16 protein-coding genes are annotated in these 19,142 nt (G+C 64.7%); 3 read left to right on the top strand and 13 right to left on the bottom strand.

The features are described 5' to 3' along the window. Nucleotides 1-41: 41 nt before the first annotated feature. The 7 genes from AB5Y91_RS15375 to AB5Y91_RS15345 form a co-directional block, all read right to left on the bottom strand. Nucleotides 42-1,208, bottom strand: a complete 1,167-nt coding sequence (locus tag AB5Y91_RS15375; protein WP_368170181.1) for a tetratricopeptide repeat protein — start codon at nt 1,206-1,208, stop codon at nt 42-44. Continuing rightward, nucleotides 1,205-2,095, bottom strand: a complete 891-nt coding sequence (locus AB5Y91_RS15370; RefSeq protein ID WP_139744575.1) for an ExeA family protein — start codon at nt 2,093-2,095, stop codon at nt 1,205-1,207. Before AB5Y91_RS15370 ends, AB5Y91_RS15375 begins: the two co-directional genes overlap by 4 nt. A 156-nt stretch (nt 2,096-2,251) precedes the next feature. Beyond that, nucleotides 2,252-3,931: a pilus (MSHA type) biogenesis protein MshL gene (gene mshL, locus AB5Y91_RS15365; RefSeq protein ID WP_106885199.1), complete on the bottom strand. Its 1,680-nt coding sequence runs from the start codon at nt 3,929-3,931 to the stop codon at nt 2,252-2,254. A 70-nt stretch (nt 3,932-4,001) separates the two neighbouring features. Next, nucleotides 4,002-4,316 (bottom strand): MSHA biogenesis protein MshK, encoded by a 315-nt coding sequence (locus AB5Y91_RS15360; protein ID WP_043129479.1) that lies wholly within the window; start codon nt 4,314-4,316, stop codon nt 4,002-4,004. Continuing rightward, entirely contained in the window at nt 4,309-4,956 is a 648-nt protein-coding gene (locus tag AB5Y91_RS15355; protein ID WP_106887810.1) for an MSHA biogenesis protein MshJ, read from the bottom strand. Before AB5Y91_RS15355 ends, AB5Y91_RS15360 begins: the two co-directional genes overlap by 8 nt. Next, the gene (locus AB5Y91_RS15350; protein ID WP_368170180.1) at nt 4,956-5,549 is read right to left on the bottom strand and encodes a PilN domain-containing protein; all 594 of its coding nucleotides are present in this window, start codon (nt 5,547-5,549) and stop codon (nt 4,956-4,958) included. The genes AB5Y91_RS15355 and AB5Y91_RS15350 overlap by 1 nt, the downstream gene beginning before the upstream one ends. Next, a complete protein-coding gene (locus AB5Y91_RS15345) occupies nt 5,546-6,412 on the bottom strand; it encodes an MSHA biogenesis protein MshI (RefSeq protein WP_368170179.1) in 867 nt (288 codons plus the stop codon). The genes AB5Y91_RS15350 and AB5Y91_RS15345 overlap by 4 nt, the downstream gene beginning before the upstream one ends. A gap of 69 nt (nt 6,413-6,481) precedes the next feature. Here AB5Y91_RS15345 and AB5Y91_RS15340 point away from each other — a divergent pair, with 69 nt between their 5' ends. Continuing rightward, nucleotides 6,482-7,429, top strand: coding sequence for a 1-aminocyclopropane-1-carboxylate deaminase/D-cysteine desulfhydrase (locus AB5Y91_RS15340; RefSeq protein ID WP_368170178.1), 948 nt, complete (start codon nt 6,482-6,484; stop codon nt 7,427-7,429). 80 nt (nt 7,430-7,509) lie between these two features. Here AB5Y91_RS15340 and AB5Y91_RS15335 read toward each other — a convergent pair whose 3' ends face one another. Beyond that, entirely contained in the window at nt 7,510-9,429 is a 1,920-nt protein-coding gene (locus tag AB5Y91_RS15335; RefSeq protein WP_368170177.1) for an EAL domain-containing protein, read from the bottom strand. Between the two features lie 509 nt (nt 9,430-9,938). Here AB5Y91_RS15335 and AB5Y91_RS15330 point away from each other — a divergent pair. Next, the gene (locus AB5Y91_RS15330) at nt 9,939-11,468 is read left to right on the top strand and encodes an EAL domain-containing protein (RefSeq protein ID WP_162627245.1); all 1,530 of its coding nucleotides are present in this window, start codon (nt 9,939-9,941) and stop codon (nt 11,466-11,468) included. 169 nt (nt 11,469-11,637) lie between these two features. Beyond that, nucleotides 11,638-12,735 (top strand): calcium:proton antiporter, encoded by a 1,098-nt coding sequence (locus AB5Y91_RS15325; RefSeq protein WP_163137290.1) that lies wholly within the window; start codon nt 11,638-11,640, stop codon nt 12,733-12,735. Nucleotides 12,736-12,808: 73 nt separating this feature from the next. Here AB5Y91_RS15325 and hutH read toward each other — a convergent pair whose 3' ends face one another. From hutH to hutC, 5 genes are all read right to left on the bottom strand, one after another. Next, a complete protein-coding gene (gene hutH, locus AB5Y91_RS15320) occupies nt 12,809-14,341 on the bottom strand; it encodes a histidine ammonia-lyase (protein WP_368170176.1) in 1,533 nt (510 codons plus the stop codon). 1 nt (nt 14,342) lies between these two features. Further along, nucleotides 14,343-16,046: a urocanate hydratase gene (gene hutU / locus AB5Y91_RS15315; protein ID WP_368170175.1), complete on the bottom strand. Its 1,704-nt coding sequence runs from the start codon at nt 16,044-16,046 to the stop codon at nt 14,343-14,345. A 66-nt stretch (nt 16,047-16,112) separates the two neighbouring features. Continuing rightward, nucleotides 16,113-17,051, bottom strand: coding sequence for a formimidoylglutamase (gene hutG, locus AB5Y91_RS15310; protein WP_368170174.1), 939 nt, complete (start codon nt 17,049-17,051; stop codon nt 16,113-16,115). Beyond that, a complete protein-coding gene (hutI, locus tag AB5Y91_RS15305; protein WP_368170173.1) occupies nt 17,044-18,279 on the bottom strand; it encodes an imidazolonepropionase in 1,236 nt (411 codons plus the stop codon). Before hutI ends, hutG begins: the two co-directional genes overlap by 8 nt. A 155-nt stretch (nt 18,280-18,434) precedes the next feature. Next, a complete protein-coding gene (gene hutC, locus AB5Y91_RS15300; protein WP_106887812.1) occupies nt 18,435-19,139 on the bottom strand; it encodes a histidine utilization repressor in 705 nt (234 codons plus the stop codon). Between the last annotated feature and the right edge of the window lie 3 nt (nt 19,140-19,142).

The following is a 19,142-nucleotide window of genomic DNA, read 5'->3' as shown; positions in this document are numbered from 1 at the left end:
CTCCCCCTTTCGAAGGGGGAGGCCGGGAGGGGGTTGTTGTGTCAAGGCGCCAGCTCGGCGATCCGCTGTTCCAGCCAGCGGGTCGATGCCTCGCCGAGGTTCCCGTGCAACTGGGCATTGCCATAGGCGTCCAGCGCCCGCTGGCGGTGGCCCTGACCATCCTCGGCCACCCCCAGCCCCAGCCACCAGCGCCCCTGATCCGGCTGCTGGCGCAGCAGCTTGACGTAGAGCTCGGACGCCTGGGCGGGCTGACCCAGCTCCTGGGCTAGCCCCGCCCAGGTGGCGTAATAGTCCAGATTGGCGGCAAGATCCGGCTGATAGCCGGTGAGCCAATCCAGCGCCTTCTGGCGATCCCCGCCGCTGATGGCCACCCGGGCCAGCAGCAGCCGCAGGTCGGCCTGCGCCGGATCCAGCCTCAACCCCTCTTCCAGCACCTGGCTGGCCTCGGTCAGCCGACCCTCGCCGTAGAGCAGGCCCGCGAGCTGCTCGCGAGCCCCCTGATTGTGCGGATCATGGACCAGCACCTGGTAATAGTTGTCCTGGGCCTCCCGCATCTGGCCCTTGGCCATGGCGGTAGTCGCCTTGCGCTCGGCCAGGGCCGCCAGCTCGGGCTCGGAGAGATCCACCGTCTCTATCTTCAGCACGCCGGGTTTGCGGGGCGGGGCGGCCACCTCCTGGGGGGCCGCCTCCTGCTCTGCGGCCAGCTCGGCATAGAGATCCGGCTGCAACTCTTCGTCGCTCGGCGTGACCTCATCCTCCGGTGGCGTCTCGGCCAGGGATTCTGACGCCGGGGCCTCGTCGGCGAACGCCTCGGTCGCGGAAGATCCCTCTGCCCCCCCGGCAGGCGCGCTGACCCTTGCCATTGCGGCCACTGGGGCGGCATCCAGAGCGACCGCCACGGAGGCAGCCCCCTGGGGCTCGGCGGGCGCGGCGACCACCTCGGTGGCAGAAGAGGCAGGCGGCGTCTGCGCCTGACTCGCCGGGGCGAGCTCGGTCGTCAGTTGAACCGTCGGCTGCGCCGTGCGCTGGCTCTGCTGCCAGTAGATCCAGGTGCGCCAGCCGAGGATGGCCAGCGCCAGGGTGCAGAGCAGGGTCAGCACCAGCATCCACCACCCCTGCTGACGCGCCGGCGCCACATAGACGGCGGCGCCATCGGATCCTGGCTGGCGCTGCTCCAGATCTTTGAGCATCTGATTGATCACGCTCATGACCAGACTCCATAAGCCAGGGCAGTGCCCAGCAACAACAACAGGGGCCACCAGCGCACGAATGAGCCACCGCGGGCGTCATCGGTATCGCGAATGGCGAGGCGCACCAGGGCGCTGTCGATCCGCCGCGTCCCGCGGCCGTAGGCCAGCATCAGGCACTTCTGGGCCAGCACGTTGATGAGCCTTGGAATGCCGCGGGACGCCCGCCACAGCAGGCGCAGGGCCAGGCCGCCAAACAGCGTCGCCCCGCGATAACCCGAGACGTGCAGCCTGTGCTCCAGATAGGCCCGGGTTTCGTCACACCGCAAGGGGCGCAGGCAGTAGGAGAAGCCGATGCGCTGGCGCAACTGGCGCAAGTGGGGTCTGGCCAGCCGGACATCCAGCTCGGGTTGGCCGAACAGCACTATTTGCAGCAGCTTGCTGGACTCTGTCTCCAGGTTGCCGAACAGCCGGATGGCCTCCAGGGTCTCGTCCGGCAGGGCCTGCGCCTCGTCGATCAGCACCACCACCCGGCTCCCCTGCTGGTGCAGGGCGATGAGGTGGCGATGGATGCGATCCGTGAGATCCAGCTCGCTGCCCCCCTGCACCGCCAGTCCCAGCTCCAGGGCCAGGGCGGTGCGCAGTTCCCCCGGGGTGAGGTGGGGATTGGGCAGCCAGGCCAGGCGCACCGGGCACGCCTCTGAGCCGAGCTCGCTCAGCAGCTTGCGGCAGAGCAGTGTCTTGCCGGTGCCCACCTCGCCGGTCACCTTGATGAAACCCTCCCCCTGTGCCAGCGCCCAGTTCAGCACCTGCATGGCCTCCTCGTGGGGAGGCAGGCCGTAGTAGAAGCCGGTATTCGGGGTCAGGCCAAAGGGCGCCTCCTGCAAACCGAAATGGTTCAGGTACATATCCCCTCCCAGTCCCCGTCACGGCCAACGCCGATCAGGCCGAAGGAGAACACCTGCCAAACAACATGGTTCAGGTACATGAGGACGCCCCCCCAGGCAGAGCTCAGAGGCTCGCGGCAGGGAAACACCGGGAATAGACCGATTCAGCATCATGGCTTAGCCCTTGGGCGGATACCATTTGTCGAGCAGCTCGGAGGAGCGTTGCAGCTCCTTCTGCCAGGTGTCTTTCTCCACCACTGTCGGCTTGAGCAGGATCACCAGCTCCACCTTCTTGGTGCTCTCCCGGCGGTTGGTAAAGGCCTCGCCAACCCAGGGAATGTCCCCCAGCAGCGGCACCTTGCTGACGATCTCCTGCTTGTCGGTCTTCATCAGGCCGCCGATGACGATGATGTCGCCGTTGTTGGCCTGCACCACGGTATCCGATTCACGAATGGAGCTCTTGGCGAGCGGCAGCACCAGGGGATCCGCAGTGCCGACGTTGATGGTCTTGCTCTGCTCCTCGGTGTCGATGACGGAGGGGTGGATGTGCAGCAGCACCCGGCCGGCCTCGTCGATCTGCGGGGTCACGTCCAGCGCTATGCCGGAGAAGAAGGGGGTCAACTCCACGTTCGGCGTCACTATGGGCGCCGAGTTGCCCGAGGTGGTGGTGGTGGTCGAGGCGTTGGTGACGAAGTATTCGTCCGTCCCCACCTTGATCACCGCCTTCTGGTTGTTGGTGGCGGTGACCCGCGGGCTCGAGAGGGTGTTCACGTCCCCCTGGGTCTTGAGCAGGCTGACCGCCACATTGAAGTTGCCATCGGAGATGGTGAAACCGGCGCCGCCCCCCAGGGCCCTGAAGATCTGGTTGGGGGTAGAGGCGATGGGGCTGTCGAGCAGGGAGCCGCCCCCCGTGATGCCCTTGTTGCCGTCCCAGCTGGCGGAGAGACCGCTCCAGTCCACCCCCTGTTCGTACCCCTCGTTGAGGGCCACTTCCAGGATCCGCGCCTCCAGCACCACCTGGCGCTTGAGGTGTTCACCGGACTGATCCAGGAACTCGCGCACCGCTTTCAGCTCCTTCGGATAGGCACGCACAGTGACCAGACCCGCCTGGGGGCTGGTGATGACGGCCCGGCCCTCGCCTGTGCCGATCAGGGTCTGCAGGGCGTCCCGCAGATCGCTCCAGTAGTCGTTGTTGCTGTCCGTCTCGATCCGGGTGCCGTTGCTGTTGTTGCTGTTGCCGTTGTCCCCGTTGGAGGAGCCGAGGTTGTTGTTGCCGTTGTTATTGTTGCCGCTGCTGTCGAAGTTGTTGTTGCCGTTATTGTTGTTGTCGTTGGCCGTCACCCCGCCGGTACTGACCGAGGTTCGGGAGAGGCCGCGGCGGGCCATCATCAGGTAGTTGACCGGGATTGTCTCGGTGCGAAGGCCCGCCGGATAGACGTGAAACACATTGCCCTTGCGCTGCACGTCGAAGCCGTACATGTCGCCGACCGTGGCCAGCGCCTCCTGCAGGGTCACGTCTTTCAATTCCACCGAGATGGCACCGGCCACCCCGGGATGGACGGCGACGCTGTAGCGGGAGCCCTTGAACAGGGAGCCGAAGAACTCCACCGCATCGACGTCATGGGCCGCGATGCGCAGCCGTTTCTCCGGAACAGCCAGGGGCTGCTGGGGGCGATTGAGCTGCAGCAGTTCGCTCTGCACCGAGGGAGGCAAAGTGGTCAGCGGCGCGGTCGGGGTCTGCTCCTTCATGGCCTGCTTGAGGGCGTCTTTGGCCTGCACCGGTTCTGGGTGCTGATAGCTGGTACAAGCCGCCACCGCCAATGCGAGGGGAAGCAGACAGAAATGGTGTTTTTTCATGTTATTGGTGCACCTGACTCGCAATGAAACTCGACAAACCTGGCCCGCAGCATCCCGCGCGGAACCGACTTCACATCCGGATCTTGCTGCCAAACAGGGTCAGTGTCTGACGCTTGCCTGCCTTCTCCAGTACCACGGCATCGGCGCTGATGCCCACCAGCAGGAAACCGTCTATCCGCTGGCCCACCCGATAGCTCTGACCGTTGAGCACCGCCAGCGCCGGGCCGTTACCCAGGATGACGCTCTGCAACCTGGGCAGACCGGCCCCCTTGCTCGGGCTCGCCGCCGCGCCACTGCCGGCCAGAGGGGCGGTCGGATCCTGCAACACCTCAGCCTGGGCCAGCGGGCCCAGCAGGCAGCACAACAATGTCAGCCACTTAGCCACGAATGAACTCCTTGCTGGTGCTCAGGGTGTAGATCTCCATCTCCACCGCCGCCTTGGGGTGCTCGACCACCCTATAGTCGAACCCTTTCCAGTAGAAGTGGCGGGGCAGTGCTTCCAGCGCCTTCAGGTACTGGTAGACATCGAAATAGCCCCCCTCCAGCTGGAGCCGGATCCCGTGCTTGAACAGGTTGGCCTTCTGCTCGCCGGCCATCAGCGGCTCGGGCTTGAGGGAAGTGAGCGCCAGCATATGCAGGTTGGCGGAGCGAGACAACAAGGCTTCCAGCACGGCTGGCATCTCGTGGGCCGGGATCAGATCCACCGTCTGGGCCTTGAGCTCGGCATCCAGCCGACCGAGGGACGCCTCCACGCCAGCCAGCTGCTGACGCACCTGGGCGTTGGGATCCCGCCCCAGCCGGGCCTGCTTGCCCTGGTTCTCCAGGGTCAGGATCTCCAGATCCCGCTGCGCCGCCGTCAGCGCCTGCCGCTCCTGGCTCAGCCGGGTGTCGGCGGCATCCAGCCAGCCGTAGATCCCGGCCGCCCCCAGCAGTATGGTGCCCGTCAGCAGGATCAAGACCCGCTCCCGCAGGCTGAGGGCGGCCACGCGCTGTGCCCAGGCCCGCCACTGTGCCGTCATCTCCATCATGGGGTCTCCCGTGCTATGCCGCTGAGCTGGAAGGCCAGCTGGCCTGCCTTGTCCCGGCTCAGGGTCAGCTCGCCAAACTGCTTGCCCGCCAGGGACGGGGTCTGCTTGAAGCGGTTCACCCAGGCAGGCACATCCTGACTGCGCTCGGCCACCCCGGAGAGGTTGATGTGCCCGTCACTTATCTCGATCCGTTGCAGGGAGAGGCGGGCATCCCGCAGACGGGCCAGATCCGCCATCACGCTGGCGTAGCCCTGGGATTTTTGCAGGGAGAGGCTGCCGAGCTGGCGTATCAGCGCCTGCTTGGCGGCCAGCTCCTCCCGCTTGTTGACCAACTGCTGTTGCAGCTGACCGTCCGCCTGATGGCGCGCCAGCGCGGCATCGAGCCGTGATGCCTCACTGCGCTGCACATCGAGCAGCGCACGTACCTGGGCCAGCTCACGGTCGACGCCCTTCTGTTGCCAGCCATAGAAAAAGGTGGCCGCAATCAGCAGCAGCAGGCAGCCGCCCCAGACCAGGGCCATCTGATTGAGGCTGGCCCACAGGCGCCTTGGCCTGAATTCGGCGCCATAGAGGTTGATATGGTGTTTCATCCTTCGCTCCTGCCAAGGGCGGCGCCGTAAGCGGAGAGATACTCGACCCCGGCCAGCACCGCCTTGTTGGCCATGGCGGACACAGGGAAGCCGAACGCCTGCTCCAGGTGGCGCACCAGGGTGCCGATGAAGGGGGAGCCGATGGCGAGCTGCATCTGGCCCGGCTCAGGCAGCTTGAGCTGGCCCGCCAGGTAGTCGAGGGAGCGCTGGATCTCCAGCGTCAGCCCGTCGAGCATCCCCTGATCGGGCTCATGGGCCCCGGTGAGGCCGACAAAGCCGCGCAGCGGGCGCGAGAAGCAGAGACCTCCCCGATAAAAGACCAGCAGTTGCAACTCCTGCCCCCTGGGCTGCCAGAGCAGCATGCGCACCGTCTGGTCCGCCTCGTAGAGGGCCGTCATGGCCAGCTCGTCGCTGACGATGGCCTCCAGGGTCGCTACGCCGTTGACCGCATCCGCCAGCTGCTGCACCCGGCTCTTGGGAACGCAGATCACGTTGATCCTGGGCCGGCCCGCAGGGGGAGTCGGCAGATCCACATAATCCATGGCGAGCTGCAACACGGGTTCGTTGACGAAATCCTTGATGGCCCAGGGCAGGGCCCCCGCCATCTCGGCGTCGGGCACGGCGGGCTTGTCGATCTGGATCTGCTGATAAAGGCTGGCGGCCAGGGCCACCCGCACCTTAGACTTGGCCAGGCCATGCTGGGCAAACAGCTCCCCCATGGCCTTGGGCCAGTCGTTAGGGCCATTGATGGCGCGACTGGTAAAAATGGGGACGGGTTCCACACAAGCCAGCAGGATGCGATCGCTGGCCAGCAGGAGTCCCACCTGAAGGCTGGGGGGCGAACGTCGGAAAAGTGACTTCATCGAGACCTGGACCTGACCGCATGAAACGGACTAAACCTTAACATAAACAGGCCATTAGCCTCCATATTTATGACAAACGATGCATTGACCGCCAAGAGGGCGCCCTTAGGGGATGCCATCCTGGCCCCCGCTCGGCTCCCCTCCCCCCTGCACCCCGTCCACCACCCTCTGCTGGATGCCCAGGGCGTGCGGCTCTGGTGCAAGCGGGATGATCTGATCCACCCGACCCTCTCCGGCAACAAGTGGCGCAAGCTCAAGTACCACCTGCAGCAGGCGCAGGCGCAGGGCAAGACCCACCTGCTGTCGTTTGGGGGGGCCTACTCCAATCACATCCACGCCCTGGCAGCGGCCGGACTCAGGTCCGGGTTGCGCACCACGGGCATCATACGCGGTGAAGCCGACACCGTCAGCAACGCAACCCTGAGTGCGGCCAAAGGCTGGGGAATGGATCTCGTTTTTGTCGACCGCCAGAGCTATCGGCGGCGCCAGGATCCGGACTGGCTGGCCCAGTTCGAGGCGCCGGACACCCTGATAGTGCCGGAAGGGGGCAGCAGCCCGCTCGCCATCCCCGGGGTGGCCGAGCTGGTGGCCGAGGTGCCCTTCTCGCCGGATCTCTGGGTGCTGCCCTGCGCCAGCGGCGGCACCCTGGCGGGGCTCATCGCGGGCAAGCGGGAAAGAGAGCAGATCCTCGCCATTGCCGTACTCAAGGGGGGCGCCTTCCTCCACGATGAGGTGTGTCGGCTCAACCCGGCGGCGGCCACGACCGACCGCTGGCGGATAGCCCAGGAGCACCACGACGGCGGTTACGCCAGGTTCAGCCCGGCCCTGTGGCAATGGGTGCAGGCATTCAGCGCCCATACCGGCCTGCCGCTGGAGCCCATCTACAGTGGCAAGGCGATGTGGGGGCTGTTTCGGGAGCTGGCCGCGGGCCGGATCCCCCGCGGCAGCCAGGTGGTCTTCATCCACACCGGCGGCCTGCAGGGGCTGGCGGGTCTCAGGGAGCAGGGCAGGCTGTAAGCCAGGGCCATTCGATCGCCCTTGGGGCTGGGGCTGCCCCGCAGGCAGGAAGTCAGGCCCCTAGCGGCGGACAGGTTCCGTCATGTGGGCATAACCAGCCGCTCTGGTTCGGCGAACCAGGGCCCCTGGCCCGCGTGCACGCCGAGGTGGCGCAGCATCTTCCACTCGTCGCCGCTCTCCACCCCCACCGCAATCACCCGGGCCTGGGTATTGGCACAGCCCCCCACCAGGCTGCGCACCGCCATCTGGTTGACCTGACGAAGGTGGATCTCCCGCACCAGGCTGGGGTGCAGCTTGAGGAAGTGGATCTCGAACTCCTTGATGTACTGGGTGCTCACCACATCCTGGCCCGCGTGATCTATGGCCAGTCGGCACCCCAGCATGCGCAGCGCCCGCAGTGGCCGCTTGAGCGCCTCGTAGTGACGGGTCACCTGGGACTCGGACAGTTGCAGTATCAGCCCCTCATTGATGCTGCGCGGCAGCTGGAACAGCTCAAAGAAGAGCTCCCGCTGGAACTCCCGGTTGAGCAGGTTCTGGGCACTGAGGGACAGACTGACGGGGCAACTCGACTCCGGTCGCTGGCGCAGCAGGCGAAGGGTCTGGGTGACCACCAGCCGGTCCAGCGGCAACAGCAGACCGGCCTTCTCCGCCATGGGCATGAAGACCCCCGCCTGCAACTCCCGCCCCTGCTCGTCATGGAGGCGGATCAGCAGCTCCTGTTGCAGCACCACCTGATCTCGCTCCTGCTGCACAGATTGCAGATAGAAGGAGATCCCCTGCTCCTCGATGCGGCGGTTGATCAGGGTACGCCAGCGCACAGTCCCCTTGTTGCTCGCCTCCTCGTCCAGGGACTTCTCGTAGAGGAACCAGCCGCTGTGGCCCTGCAGCCGCGCGCTCTTGAGGGCCAGCTCCGCCTCTTCCTGCACCTTGAGCAGGGAGTCCTCAGCCTGATAACAGACGGCGCCGAGGTAGACGGCCGTCTCCAGATTGACCGACTCTGGCCAGTGCAGCCGTTGCAGGCTCTTGAGCAGCTGGCTGGCGCCGTCCACCATCTCGCTCTCTGACATGCTGGGCAGCAGCACGGCAAAGACCTGGCCGGCGTAGCGGGCCTGCAGGGCGCCGCTGTGCTTGCGCACGAAGGTACCGATGGAGGCGCTCGCCTCCATCAGCAGATCCTGGCTCGGGCGTCCGTTCAGCTCGGGATCCAGCTCCTCCAGGCCCGCCAGCTCGATCAGCAGGACACCGCCGCTGATCACGCTCGCCTCCATGATGGCGTTTTCCAGCCGGTTGTCGAAGAAGAGGCGGTTGCCTATGCCGGTCGTCTTGTCGACGAAGGCGTTGCTGCGGATGAAGTTGTCGAACCGGCTGCGCTCCTTGCGGGCATCGGCCAGTTCGGCCAGCAGATGGGTGAGGGCCAGGCTGGCGGAGGCGGGCCACTCGTCGGCGGGATCATGGGCCAGCTTGGTCAGCTTGCCATCCAGGATCAACTGGGCCCGCTCCGCCAGCAGCTCGGCACCGCGCAGTTGCTGGCGCAGCCAGCGGATGGAGTACCAGAGGCCGAACACCATTATGAAGACCCCGAGGGAGATGCCGAACATGGCCTGCATGGAGTACTCGAACTCCTTGAAGGGCCTGTCCAGCTTGAACTCGGCCTGCATGCCGGCCTGATTGGGAATGGCCTTGCTGTAGGGGATCAGCAGACTCTCGTCCGTCTGCTGCTGCACATCGCGAAACCAGTAGACCCGCTGACTGTCCTGGCGGATCTCCAGCTCGACCACGTGGGAGGCCCGCAGCAGGGAGGGCAGCCAGCGGGCAAGGGCCTGCTGATCGTCGGTCACCCCCAGCTGCTTGTCGATGATCTCCACCAGGGAGTCGACCCGGTTTTGCTGCAGCTCCATCCCCATCTGGCGGAAACTGAATACCCCGCCGAGCATCACCACGGCCATGGCCGAGATCACGCACAGCGTAATAAAAGAGACGAGTTGAGTGGTCAGTTTCATGTGCCTTTCCGTAGCCGACAGCATCCATAAGGCCTCATGGTATCAGCCTTGGCCAAACCCCGCCTACGGTTGAAGATCCCGCTTCTGCAAATAAGCGTCAGGGCCCTTCATGCCCGGGGGCGGGCCGCTTGTGAGGGAAAAGACTCGGGGGAGGGGAAAATCGGGCCGCCAGCTGGGCAGCGGACAGAAAAATGGTCCCACTGCGGGGACCAAAAGAAACACTCATATCAAAACTAACACTCTGTGCTACTGACAAAAATAGATACAGGAGTATTGAACACACGGTGAGTCAAACCGCACCGCTACTCTAGCCATTTCAGATAAGCTGGACAATTGTCATTTATGACAGGTCAGCGATTGAATCTTCACCACTCGTTTTGTCATATTGTTGTTTATCAATGAATTATGAATGTTGTTCCAAGTGTGACCGATACAACTCAAATTGATGCAGCTAATGCTATGATGTTGCCATCCATTTGTATCCCATGCACCCATCAGGCAGGTACCCCTTGCGACGAGCCTCTCCCTTCTGGATCAGTCTGCTGCTGCTCTGCCTGCCCGTGCTGGCGAGCCTGCCCCTCAGCCAGCTGCTGGGCAACCCCCTGGCCCACCAGCTGCTGCAACAGAAGAAGGCGCAGATAGAGGCCGCGCTGGCGGAGCGCCACGAGGCGCTGGATCAGAGCATTCGCTCCCAGCTCTCCAGGTTCGCCTTCGATTGCGGCCCCGCAGACATGGCCCTGCTGCGGGATCCCCGTTTCTACAGCCGCCACATCCGGCTACAGGGGCTCAAGCTCGCCTCCGGCGGCGGTTGTTCCAGTCTGGGGGAGGATTTCCCCCTGGCCACTGTCGAGCTGCCCCCCTATCCCGAGCAGGAGCAGTTTGGTCTCGCGGCCACCCAGCCCCGCTTCAACACCGAGCAGGAGGTCGTCGCCTATTACAGGAAGGGTGGCAATGTCGCCTATTGGGTGCTGAACAACAGCTGGAGCCACGATCAGCTGCAATCCCCCTGTCCGGGCTGCTTCTATCTCGAGTTTGGCCAGCAGAGTCCGGGCAAGGTCACCACCTTCTTCCCCCGTGGCGACAAGTCCATCAAGCAGGAGCCTGGCAACCAGAGCCTGAGCTTCTTCGATCCGGATCCCCAGATCAGGCAGACCCTGTGGGCGGGCAAGGCGCTGGAGGAGTATGCGAAGCGGCAGGCCCGCCACTATGGCCTCTTGTATGGCGGCGCGCTGGGACTCCTGCTGGTCGCCGCCTACTGGGTGCTGCGCAACTACCGCCGCTCCCTCAAGGGGCTGCTGCAGGCAGCCCTGGTGCGGCGCGAGTTCGTCCCCTTCTATCAACCCATAGTGGACAGTCGCAGCAAAAAGGTGGTCGGTTTCGAGGCGCTGCTGCGCTGGCAGCGGGGTCGGGAGCTGGTGCCCCCAGGCACCTTCATCGACTATGCGGAGGAGCAGGGGCTGATCCTGCCCATGACGGAGCAACTGCTGGAGAGGGTCATCGCGGATCTGCCCTGGCTGGAGCCGACCCAGTGGGTCAGCGTCAACATAGTGGCCGCCCACCTGGAGCAACCCAATCTGCGGCCCCTGTTGCAGCGCCACGACTGGCCCTCCCCGGCCAGACTCACCTTCGAGCTGACCGAGCGCAAGCCGATCACCGATATCAAGGCGGCCATGGGGGAGATAGCGCAGCTCCAGGAGAAGGGATATCACTTCAAGCTGGATGACTTCGGCACAGGTTATGGCGGTTTCGCCTACCTGCAGCGCCTCGGCATCCGCCAGATCAAGATCGACAAGATGTTCGTCGACACCATAGGCACTGACGATCTCAAGCGCACCCTGCTGGACTCCATCATCGCCTTCGGCCATGAATCCAACATGGAGATGATAGCCGAGGGGGTCGAGACTCTGGAGCAGGTCGACTACCTGCACCGCCATGGAGTCCACCTGATCCAGGGCTATGTCTATGCCAAACCCATGGCCCTGACCAAGTTGAAGATCTGGCTGCTGGCATGGCGGCAGAGCCAGCCCGGCGGGCAGTAAGAGAGAAACATCAGGGTCCCCGCCCGGGGATCCTCATCTCTTGCAACAAAATGATTCTCCTCTGACGGGACAACTCCCTTTATCATGGACTGGCGCGCCACCCCTGTGGCGCGACCTGTTGTCTCCCTACCCGTCGGCCACGGCCGCCCCGAGATGAGAACCACTGCCTATGAAGTCCTTTATCCGGCAAGAGATTGCCCTGCCCGTTGGCCTGCTGACCCTGCTCTTCTTCAAGACCCTGGGCAGCGACCTGCTGACAGAAGCAACCCCCCTTGCGGTTTACCTGCCGGTGTCACTGGCCCTGCTCGCCATCGTCACCTGGGCCATCTTCTCCGTCGTGCGTCACTCCGACGCCCTGGCCATCAAGTTGGGTGAACCTTTCGGCACCCTGATCCTGACCCTGTCGGTCATCTCCCTCGAGGTAGTGATGATCTCCTCCGTGATGCTGACCGGCGACCCGAACCCCACCATGGCCCGCGACACCATGTTCGCCGTGGTGATGCTGGTGACCAACGGCCTGGTGGGCTTCACCCTGCTGTTTGGCGGCTGGCGCTATCACACCCAGAACTTCAATCTGGACGGGGTCAAATCCTACCTGGTCGCCATCATTCCCCTGGCCCTGCTCTGCCTGGTGCTGCCAAACTTCACCCGAGGCGGCACCCTGGGCAGCATGTCCAGCGCCATGTCCTGGATGCTGATCATCATCTCGGTGCTGCTCTACGGCGTCTTCCTGCTGATCCAGACCCGCAGCCACAGCCACTTCTTCGTCGACAGCGACCACGAGGACCACGAGGAACACCACGGCATACTACGCAGCAACGTCTATCACACCCTGCTGCTGCTCGCCTACCTGGTGGTGGTGATCCTGCTGGCCAAGACGCTGGCGATCCCCATCAACTACGGGGTCCATGTGCTGGAGGCCCCGGCGGCCCTGGGCGGCTTCATCGTGGCCTGTATAGTGCTCGCGCCTGAGGCTGTCGGCGCCATCAAGGCCGCCTTCAACAACCAGTTGCAGCGCGCCATGAACCTCTACTTCGGTTCCGTGCTGGCCACCATAGCCCTGACGGTCCCCTCTGTGCTGTTCATCGGCTCCCTGCTCGGGCAGGAGGTGCGCCTCGGCCTCTCCGCCGCCGACATGGTGCTGCTCATCACCACTCTCATGGTCTGTAAAGTGACCTTCAGCAGTGGCCGCACCAATGTGCTCCATGGCGCCACCCACCTGGTGTTGTTCGTCGTTTATCTGTTCCTGATGTTCGAGCACGAATAGCCGCACCCAGCCAGCTCCAGAAACGCAAAGACCGCCCAGAGGGGCGGTCTTTTGTTATGTGCAGGCTGGCGGCTTAGAGGCTCGGCAGCACCCCGGCCGGGATCAGATCGTTGTAGCTGGCTCGCCCCAGCAGGGCGGCGGCGGCCTCGATATCCGGCGAGAAGTACCTGTCCTTGTCGTAGAAGCTGACCTCTTCACGCAGTCGTCCCTTGGCCAGCTCGATGAGCTCTGTGCTGCGCAGCGGGGCCCGGAAATCCAGCCCCTGGGCGGCGGCCAGCAGCTCGACCGCCAGTATGCCGCGGGTGTTCTCCGCCATGTCCGTCAGCCGGCGCGCGGCGAAGGTGGCCATGGAGACGTGATCCTCCTGGTTGGCGGAGGTGGGCAAGCTGTCCACCGAGGCCGGGTGAGCCAGGCTCTTGTTCTCGGAGGCGAGCGCCGCCGAGGTGACCTGGGCGATCATAAAGCCGGAGTTGACGCCGCCGTTGTTGACCAGGAAGGCCGGCAGGCCCGACATGCGGGAATCGATCAGCAGCGCCATGCGACGCTCGGACAGCGACCCGATTTCGGCGATGGCCAGGGCCAGGTTGTCAGCGGCAAAGGCCACCGGCTCGGCGTGGAAGTTGCCGCCGGAGAGGATCTCCTCATCCTCGGCAAACACCAGGGGGTTGTCGGAGACCGCATTGGCCTCGCACACCAGCACCTCGGCCGCGTGGCGGATCTGGGCCAGACAGGCCCCCATCACCTGGGGCTGGCAGCGCAGTGAGTAGGGGTCCTGCACCTTCTCGCAGTTGTGGTGGGACATGCCGATCTCGCTGCCATCCACCAGCAGGTGGCGGTAGCAGGCGGCGGCATCGATCTGGCCGCGCTGACCGCGCACCTCATGGATGCGGGCATCGAACGGACGGCGACTGCCCAGAGCCGCCTCCACGCTCATGGCACCTATGGTGATGGCGCCGGCGAACAGATCCTCGGCGTGGAACAGCCCCTCCAGCGCGAACGCCGTGCTGGCCTGGGTGCCGTTGAGCAGCGCCAGCCCCTCTTTGGGTGCCAGGGCGATGGGCTCCAAGCCCGCAATCTTGAGCGCAGTGGCGGCGTCGATCAGCTCGCCCTTGTGGCGGGCCTTGCCTTCACCTATCAGCAGGCAGCTCATATGGGCCAGGGGCGCCAGGTCGCCAGAAGCGCCGACGGAGCCCTTCTTCGGCACCACAGGATAGACTTCGGCGTTGATGAGGGTCATCAGGGCCTCGAGCACCGTCAGGCGGATGCCGGAGAAGCCCCGCGCCAGCGAGTTGACCTTGAGCACCATCATCAGCCGCACAGTGGCGTCATCCATATACTCGCCAATCCCAGCTGCATGAGAGAGCACTATGGATCGCTGCAGTTCATCCAGCTGTTCCACCGGGATGCGGGTGTTGGCCAGCAGGCCAAAGCCGGTGTTGATGCCGTACACCACGCGGTTTTGCTCTATCACCTTGGTGACCACGGCTGCGGAGGCGTGGATCCCAGGCAGGGCGGACGAGTCCAGGCTGACATGGACAGGCTCGCGGCTGACGCGGCGCAGGGTGGCGAGGCAGAGCTTGCCCGGTTGCAGATTGAGTTCAAACATCTTATTTCACCCCTTTGCCAGCTGTGTTCAGCATCGGCAGATCCAGTTTCGCCTCTTGGGCGCAGTTGATGGCAATCTCGTAGCCCGCGTCCGCGTGGCGCATCACCCCGGTGGCTGGATCGTTGCGCAGCACGCGGCCGACCCGCCTGGCGGCGTCATCGCTGCCGTCACAGACGATCACCACCCCGGAGTGCTGGGAGAAGCCCATGCCGACCCCACCACCGTGGTGCAGGGAGACCCAGGTCGCGCCACCTGCGGTGTTCAGCAGGGCGTTGAGCAGCGGCCAGTCGGAGACGGCATCGGAGCCATCCATCATGGATTCGGTCTCCCGGTTCGGGCTCGCCACAGAGCCGGAGTCCAAGTGGTCGCGACCTATGACCACGGGCGCTTTCAGCTCGCCATTCTTCACCATCTCGTTGAAGGCCTGGCCCAGGCGCACCCGATCCTTGACCCCGACCCAGCAGATCCGCGCCGGCAGGCCCTGGAAGGCGATGCGCTCGCGGGCCATGTCGAGCCAGTTGTGCAGGTGGGGATCGTCCGGGATCAACTCTTTGACCTTCTGATCCGTCTTGTAGATGTCTTCCGGATCCCCGGACAGGGCCACCCAGCGGAAGGGACCTATGCCCTCGCAGAACAGCGGGCGTATATAGGCCGGTACGAAGCCCGGGAAGTCGAAGGCATTCTTGACCCCTTCTTCCAGCGCCATCTGGCGGATGTTGTTGCCGTAATCCAGCGTGGCCGCACCACGGGCTTGCAGGGTCAGCATGGCTTCCACCTGGCGCGCCATGGAGTGACGAGCCGCCTGGTTCACCTCCTGGGGGGCGGATTTTTGCAGCTCACGCCACTTAGGCAAGCTCCAGCCCTGGGGCAGGTAGCCGTGGATGGGATCGTGGGCCGAGGTCTGGTCGGTCACCACGTCCGGGGTGATGCCACGGGCCACCAGTTCGGCGAACACGTCGGCGGCGTTGCCGAGCAGGCCGACGGAGACGGCGCTGCCGCTACGTTTGGCTTCCTCGACCATGGCCAGCGCCTCATCCAGGCTGTGGGCCTTCTTGTCGACGTAGCGGGTCTTCAAGCGGAAATCGATGCGGGTCTCGTCGCACTCCACGGCAATCATGGAGAAACCGGCCATGGTGGCGGCCAGGGGCTGGGCACCGCCCATGCCACCCAGGCCGCCGGTGAGGATCCAGCGTCCTTTCGGCTCGCCGTTGAAGTGCTGGTTCGCCACCGCGAAGAAGGTCTCGTAGGTGCCCTGCACTATCCCCTGGGTGCCTATGTAGATCCAGGAGCCGGCCGTCATCTGGCCGTACATCATCAGGCCCTTCCTATCGAGCTCGTTGAAGTGCTCCCAGTTGGCCCAATGAGGCACCAGGTTGGAGTTGGCGATCAGCACCCGGGGCGCGTCCTTGTGGGTCTGGAACACCCCGACCGGCTTGCCGGATTGCACCAACAGGGTCTGGTCTTCCTCGAGACGGGTCAGCACCTCGACTATCTTGTCGTAGCAGGCCCAGTTGCGGGCGGCGCGGCCTATACCGCCATAGACCACCAGGGACTGGGGATGCTCGGCCACTTCCGGATCCAGGTTGTTCATCAGCATCCGCAGGGGCGCCTCGGTCAGCCAGCTCTTGGCGGTCAGCTCGGTGCCGCGGGGGGCACGGATGACCCGGCTCGGGTCGTGACGGGGATCCTGGTGTTGCACAGACATAGACACTCCTTGTTTATCAATGCAGCCGCCATGCGGGGGCACTGTGCCCCCTGGCGAGTCGGCCGGCTACTTGGTTAGTTGATGGACCAGCCGGGCGGCCACGCGGGCGCTGCGGTTGTCCAGATCCAGACTCGGGTTGTACTCGGCCAGATCGGCAAGCCTGAGCTTGCCGCTGGCCCGGATATGGGCGATCAGGGGTTCGATGACTGCCAGCTCGACGCCGCGGGCGGCGGGGGCGCTCACCCCCGGCATCAGGTTGGCGGGCAGCACGTCCAGATCTATGGTGAGATAGAGGTGATCGCAGCGGGCGATAAAGGCGTCCAGCCCCGCCAGCAACACCGGCAGCTCGGCCTGGGTCATCTCCTCGTCCAGCACATACCAGACCCCCAGCGTCTCGGCGCGGGCAAAGAGCGCCGCCGTGTTGGCGGTCTCGGCCACCCCGAGGCAGGCGTAAGTAAAGGGCGTGCCCTGGGCCGCGCACTGCTCGGCTATCTGGAAGAAGGGGGTGCCCGAGCTTGCCTGCTCCTGCTTCATACGCAGATCGAAGTGGGCATCGAAGTTGATGATGCCGATCCGGCCCTTGCCACCCAGATAGCGATTGAGGCCGCTCCAGCTGCCGAAGGCCACCTCGTGGCCACCCCCCAGCACCAGCGGGAAGTGACCCAGATCCAGCGCACGGGCGACCCGCTCGGCCAGCCTGCCGTGGGCGGCATCGAGATCGCCGTCCTCGCAGGCCAGATCGCCGCCGTCATGGACAGGTTGGTCCAGGTGCCAGGCGGTGTTGGCGAGCAGCTTGCGAACCGCCAGCGGGGCAGCGGCGGCGCCGACCCGCCCCTTGTTGCGGCGCACTCCCTCGTCACAGGCAAAACCGAGCAGCACCACGCCGGGCTCGCTGTCCGCTTGCCAGGGTTGCACCTTGTTGTGCCAGCGCAGGGCCAGTTCACCATCTTCCGGATCCTGGCGCCCCTGCCAGACCGACATGTCGGCCGCGTTGAACTTATCCATGGAGCGTCTCCTCACCGTTGAGAACCCGGCTGACCAGCTGATCGACCCCGATCAGGTAGCTGATCTCGGAAGGATGGGCGCAATTCCAGACCAGAAAATCGGCCTGCATGCCCACTCTCAGCTGCCCCAGACGCTCCTGCTCGCCGAGCGCCCGGGCGGCGTGGCGGGTCACCCCGGCCATGGCCTCGACCGGGGTCAGGCCGAACAGGGTGCAGGCCATGTTCATGGCCATGCGAAGGGAGACGATGGGGGCTGTGCCCGGGTTGATGTCGGAGGAGACCGCCATGGGCACCCCCGCCTTGCGCAGGGCGGCGACCGGCGGCAACTTGGTCTCTTTGAGGAAGTAGAAGGCGGTGGGCAGCAGGGTGGCGACCACGCCACGGTGGGCCAGCGCCTGGATCCCGTCCTGATCCAGATACTCCAGATGATCCACCGAGAGGGCACCGAAGTTGGCGGCGAGCGTGCTGCCCCCCAGGTTGGAGAGCTGCTCCATGTGCCCCTTCACCGCGAGATTGTATTGATCCGCCGCCAGATAGACCTGCTCTGTCTGGGCCAGGGAGAAGCCGATGTGCTCGCAGAAGACATCCACCGCATCCGCCAGACCCGCCTCGGCGGCCGCCGGGATGATCTCCTGGCAGATGGTCTCGACCCAGGAGTCGGGATCGTCGCGGTACTCCGGTGGCACCGCATGGGCGGCCAGCAGGGTAGTCTTGACCCGGATGGGCAGCGCCTCCCCCAGCCGGCGGGCGACCCGCAGCATCTTGAGCTCGTCCGCCAGGGTGAGGCCATAGCCGGACTTGATCTCCACTGTGGTGACCCCTTCCCGGATCAGGGACTTGATCCTCGGCACCGCCAGCTCATAGAGCTGATCCTCGCTGGCCGCGCGGGTGGCCCGTACGGTGGAGAGTATGCCACCCCCCTTGCGGGCGATGTCGCTGTAGGGCACGCCCTGCTGGCGCAGCTCGAACTCCTCGGCCCGGCTGCCGGCAAAGATGAGGTGGGTGTGGCAATCGATGAGGCCAGGAGTCACCAGCCTGCCCTTCATGTCACGCCAGTGGGCGGGATAGGGTCCCTTGAGATCCTGCATGGGGACCAGGGCGTGGATCCTGCCTTCATGCACGCCGAGGGCATGGGGTTCCAGCAGACCGTAGTCCGCCAGATCGGAGCGCAGGGTGGCGGGTGTCACGTTGAGCCAGACCCGCTCGCAGTTCAACAGTTCCTTGTTCATACCGACCTCGAAATGTATATACAATAATTTATAGCCGATCTCTGACGAGAAAGAAAGGATCAAGTTCACATCTTGATAACAGCGGTTTCATTAGAGTTTAAGCACAAAAAAGCCCACCAATGGGTGGGCTTTTAAAACAAGATATGTATATACAATCAAGTCAATCGGGTCTTGGAGCTCAGCTTGTAGCGGGAGCCTGGCGAAAGCAGCCTGGCGTAGGAGACCAGGAAGCCATCCGACCAGGTGCGTCGATGCAGCAGCAGGCAGGGGGTATCAACCCTCACCTGCAGCAAGCCCGCCTCGCCGGCGCTCGGCAGCACAGCCTCCACCACGTGCTCCATCTCGGAGAGGGGGCAGACTTCCATCAGATAGCTGTTCGGCGTCTGTTTCGTGAAGTCCTGCTCGCCATAGCCGGGCAGGCGCTCGGCATCGACGAAACGCTCCTCCAGTTGCAGCGGCTCCCCATCTGCCTGATGGACGATGAGGCTGTGGAAGGTGGGCGCCCCGACCCGCAAACCCAGTCGCACCGCCACCTTCTCGTCCGCAGCCTGGCGCTGCAGGCGGATCACCCGGGCGCTGTACTGGCTGCCCCGCTCGGCGATCTCGTCGGCTATGTTGCGAATGGCCAGCAGCGGCGACTCGGCACGCCTGTCCGCCACGAAGCTGCCGGAGCCGGCGGTGCGATTGAGCCAGCCCTCGGCCACCAGTTCACGCAGCGCCTTGTTGACCGTCATCCGGCTCACGGCAAACTGCTCGCACAGGGCGGCCTCGGTCGGGATCCTGTCGCCTGCCTGATAGTGGCGTTCGCGGATCCCGTCCAGGATATGCTGTTTGATCTGCAGATAGAGGGCGGGTGCCACCAA

This window comes from Aeromonas sp. R4-3 (genome assembly GCF_040908275.1).
GTDB classification, from domain to species: Bacteria; Pseudomonadota; Gammaproteobacteria; order Enterobacterales; family Aeromonadaceae; genus Aeromonas; species Aeromonas rivipollensis.
The sequence above is the reverse complement of the archived record's forward strand: the minus strand, read 5'-3'. Positions and strand labels throughout refer to the sequence as shown.

Bases quoted from the DNA above. Each gene is read 5' to 3' on its own strand.
- AB5Y91_RS15375 (WP_368170181.1), bottom strand. From the start codon at position 1,208: ATGAGCGTGATCAATCAGATGCTCAAAGATCTGGAGCAGCGCCAGCCA.
- AB5Y91_RS15370 (WP_139744575.1), bottom strand. From the start codon at position 2,095: ATGTACCTGAACCATTTCGGTTTGCAGGAGGCGCCCTTTGGCCTGACC.
- mshL (WP_106885199.1), bottom strand. From the start codon at position 3,931: ATGAAAAAACACCATTTCTGTCTGCTTCCCCTCGCATTGGCGGTGGCG.
- AB5Y91_RS15355 (WP_106887810.1), bottom strand. From the start codon at position 4,956: ATGGAGATGACGGCACAGTGGCGGGCCTGGGCACAGCGCGTGGCCGCC.
- AB5Y91_RS15350 (WP_368170180.1), bottom strand. From the start codon at position 5,549: ATGAAACACCATATCAACCTCTATGGCGCCGAATTCAGGCCAAGGCGC.
- AB5Y91_RS15345 (WP_368170179.1), bottom strand. From the start codon at position 6,412: ATGAAGTCACTTTTCCGACGTTCGCCCCCCAGCCTTCAGGTGGGACTC.
- AB5Y91_RS15340 (WP_368170178.1), top strand. From the start codon at position 6,482: ATGACAAACGATGCATTGACCGCCAAGAGGGCGCCCTTAGGGGATGCC.
- AB5Y91_RS15335 (WP_368170177.1), bottom strand. From the start codon at position 9,429: ATGAAACTGACCACTCAACTCGTCTCTTTTATTACGCTGTGCGTGATC.
- AB5Y91_RS15325 (WP_163137290.1), top strand. From the start codon at position 11,638: ATGAAGTCCTTTATCCGGCAAGAGATTGCCCTGCCCGTTGGCCTGCTG.
- hutH (WP_368170176.1), bottom strand. From the start codon at position 14,341: ATGTTTGAACTCAATCTGCAACCGGGCAAGCTCTGCCTCGCCACCCTG.
- hutU (WP_368170175.1), bottom strand. From the start codon at position 16,046: ATGTCTGTGCAACACCAGGATCCCCGTCACGACCCGAGCCGGGTCATC.
- hutG (WP_368170174.1), bottom strand. From the start codon at position 17,051: ATGGATAAGTTCAACGCGGCCGACATGTCGGTCTGGCAGGGGCGCCAG.
- hutI (WP_368170173.1), bottom strand. From the start codon at position 18,279: ATGAACAAGGAACTGTTGAACTGCGAGCGGGTCTGGCTCAACGTGACA.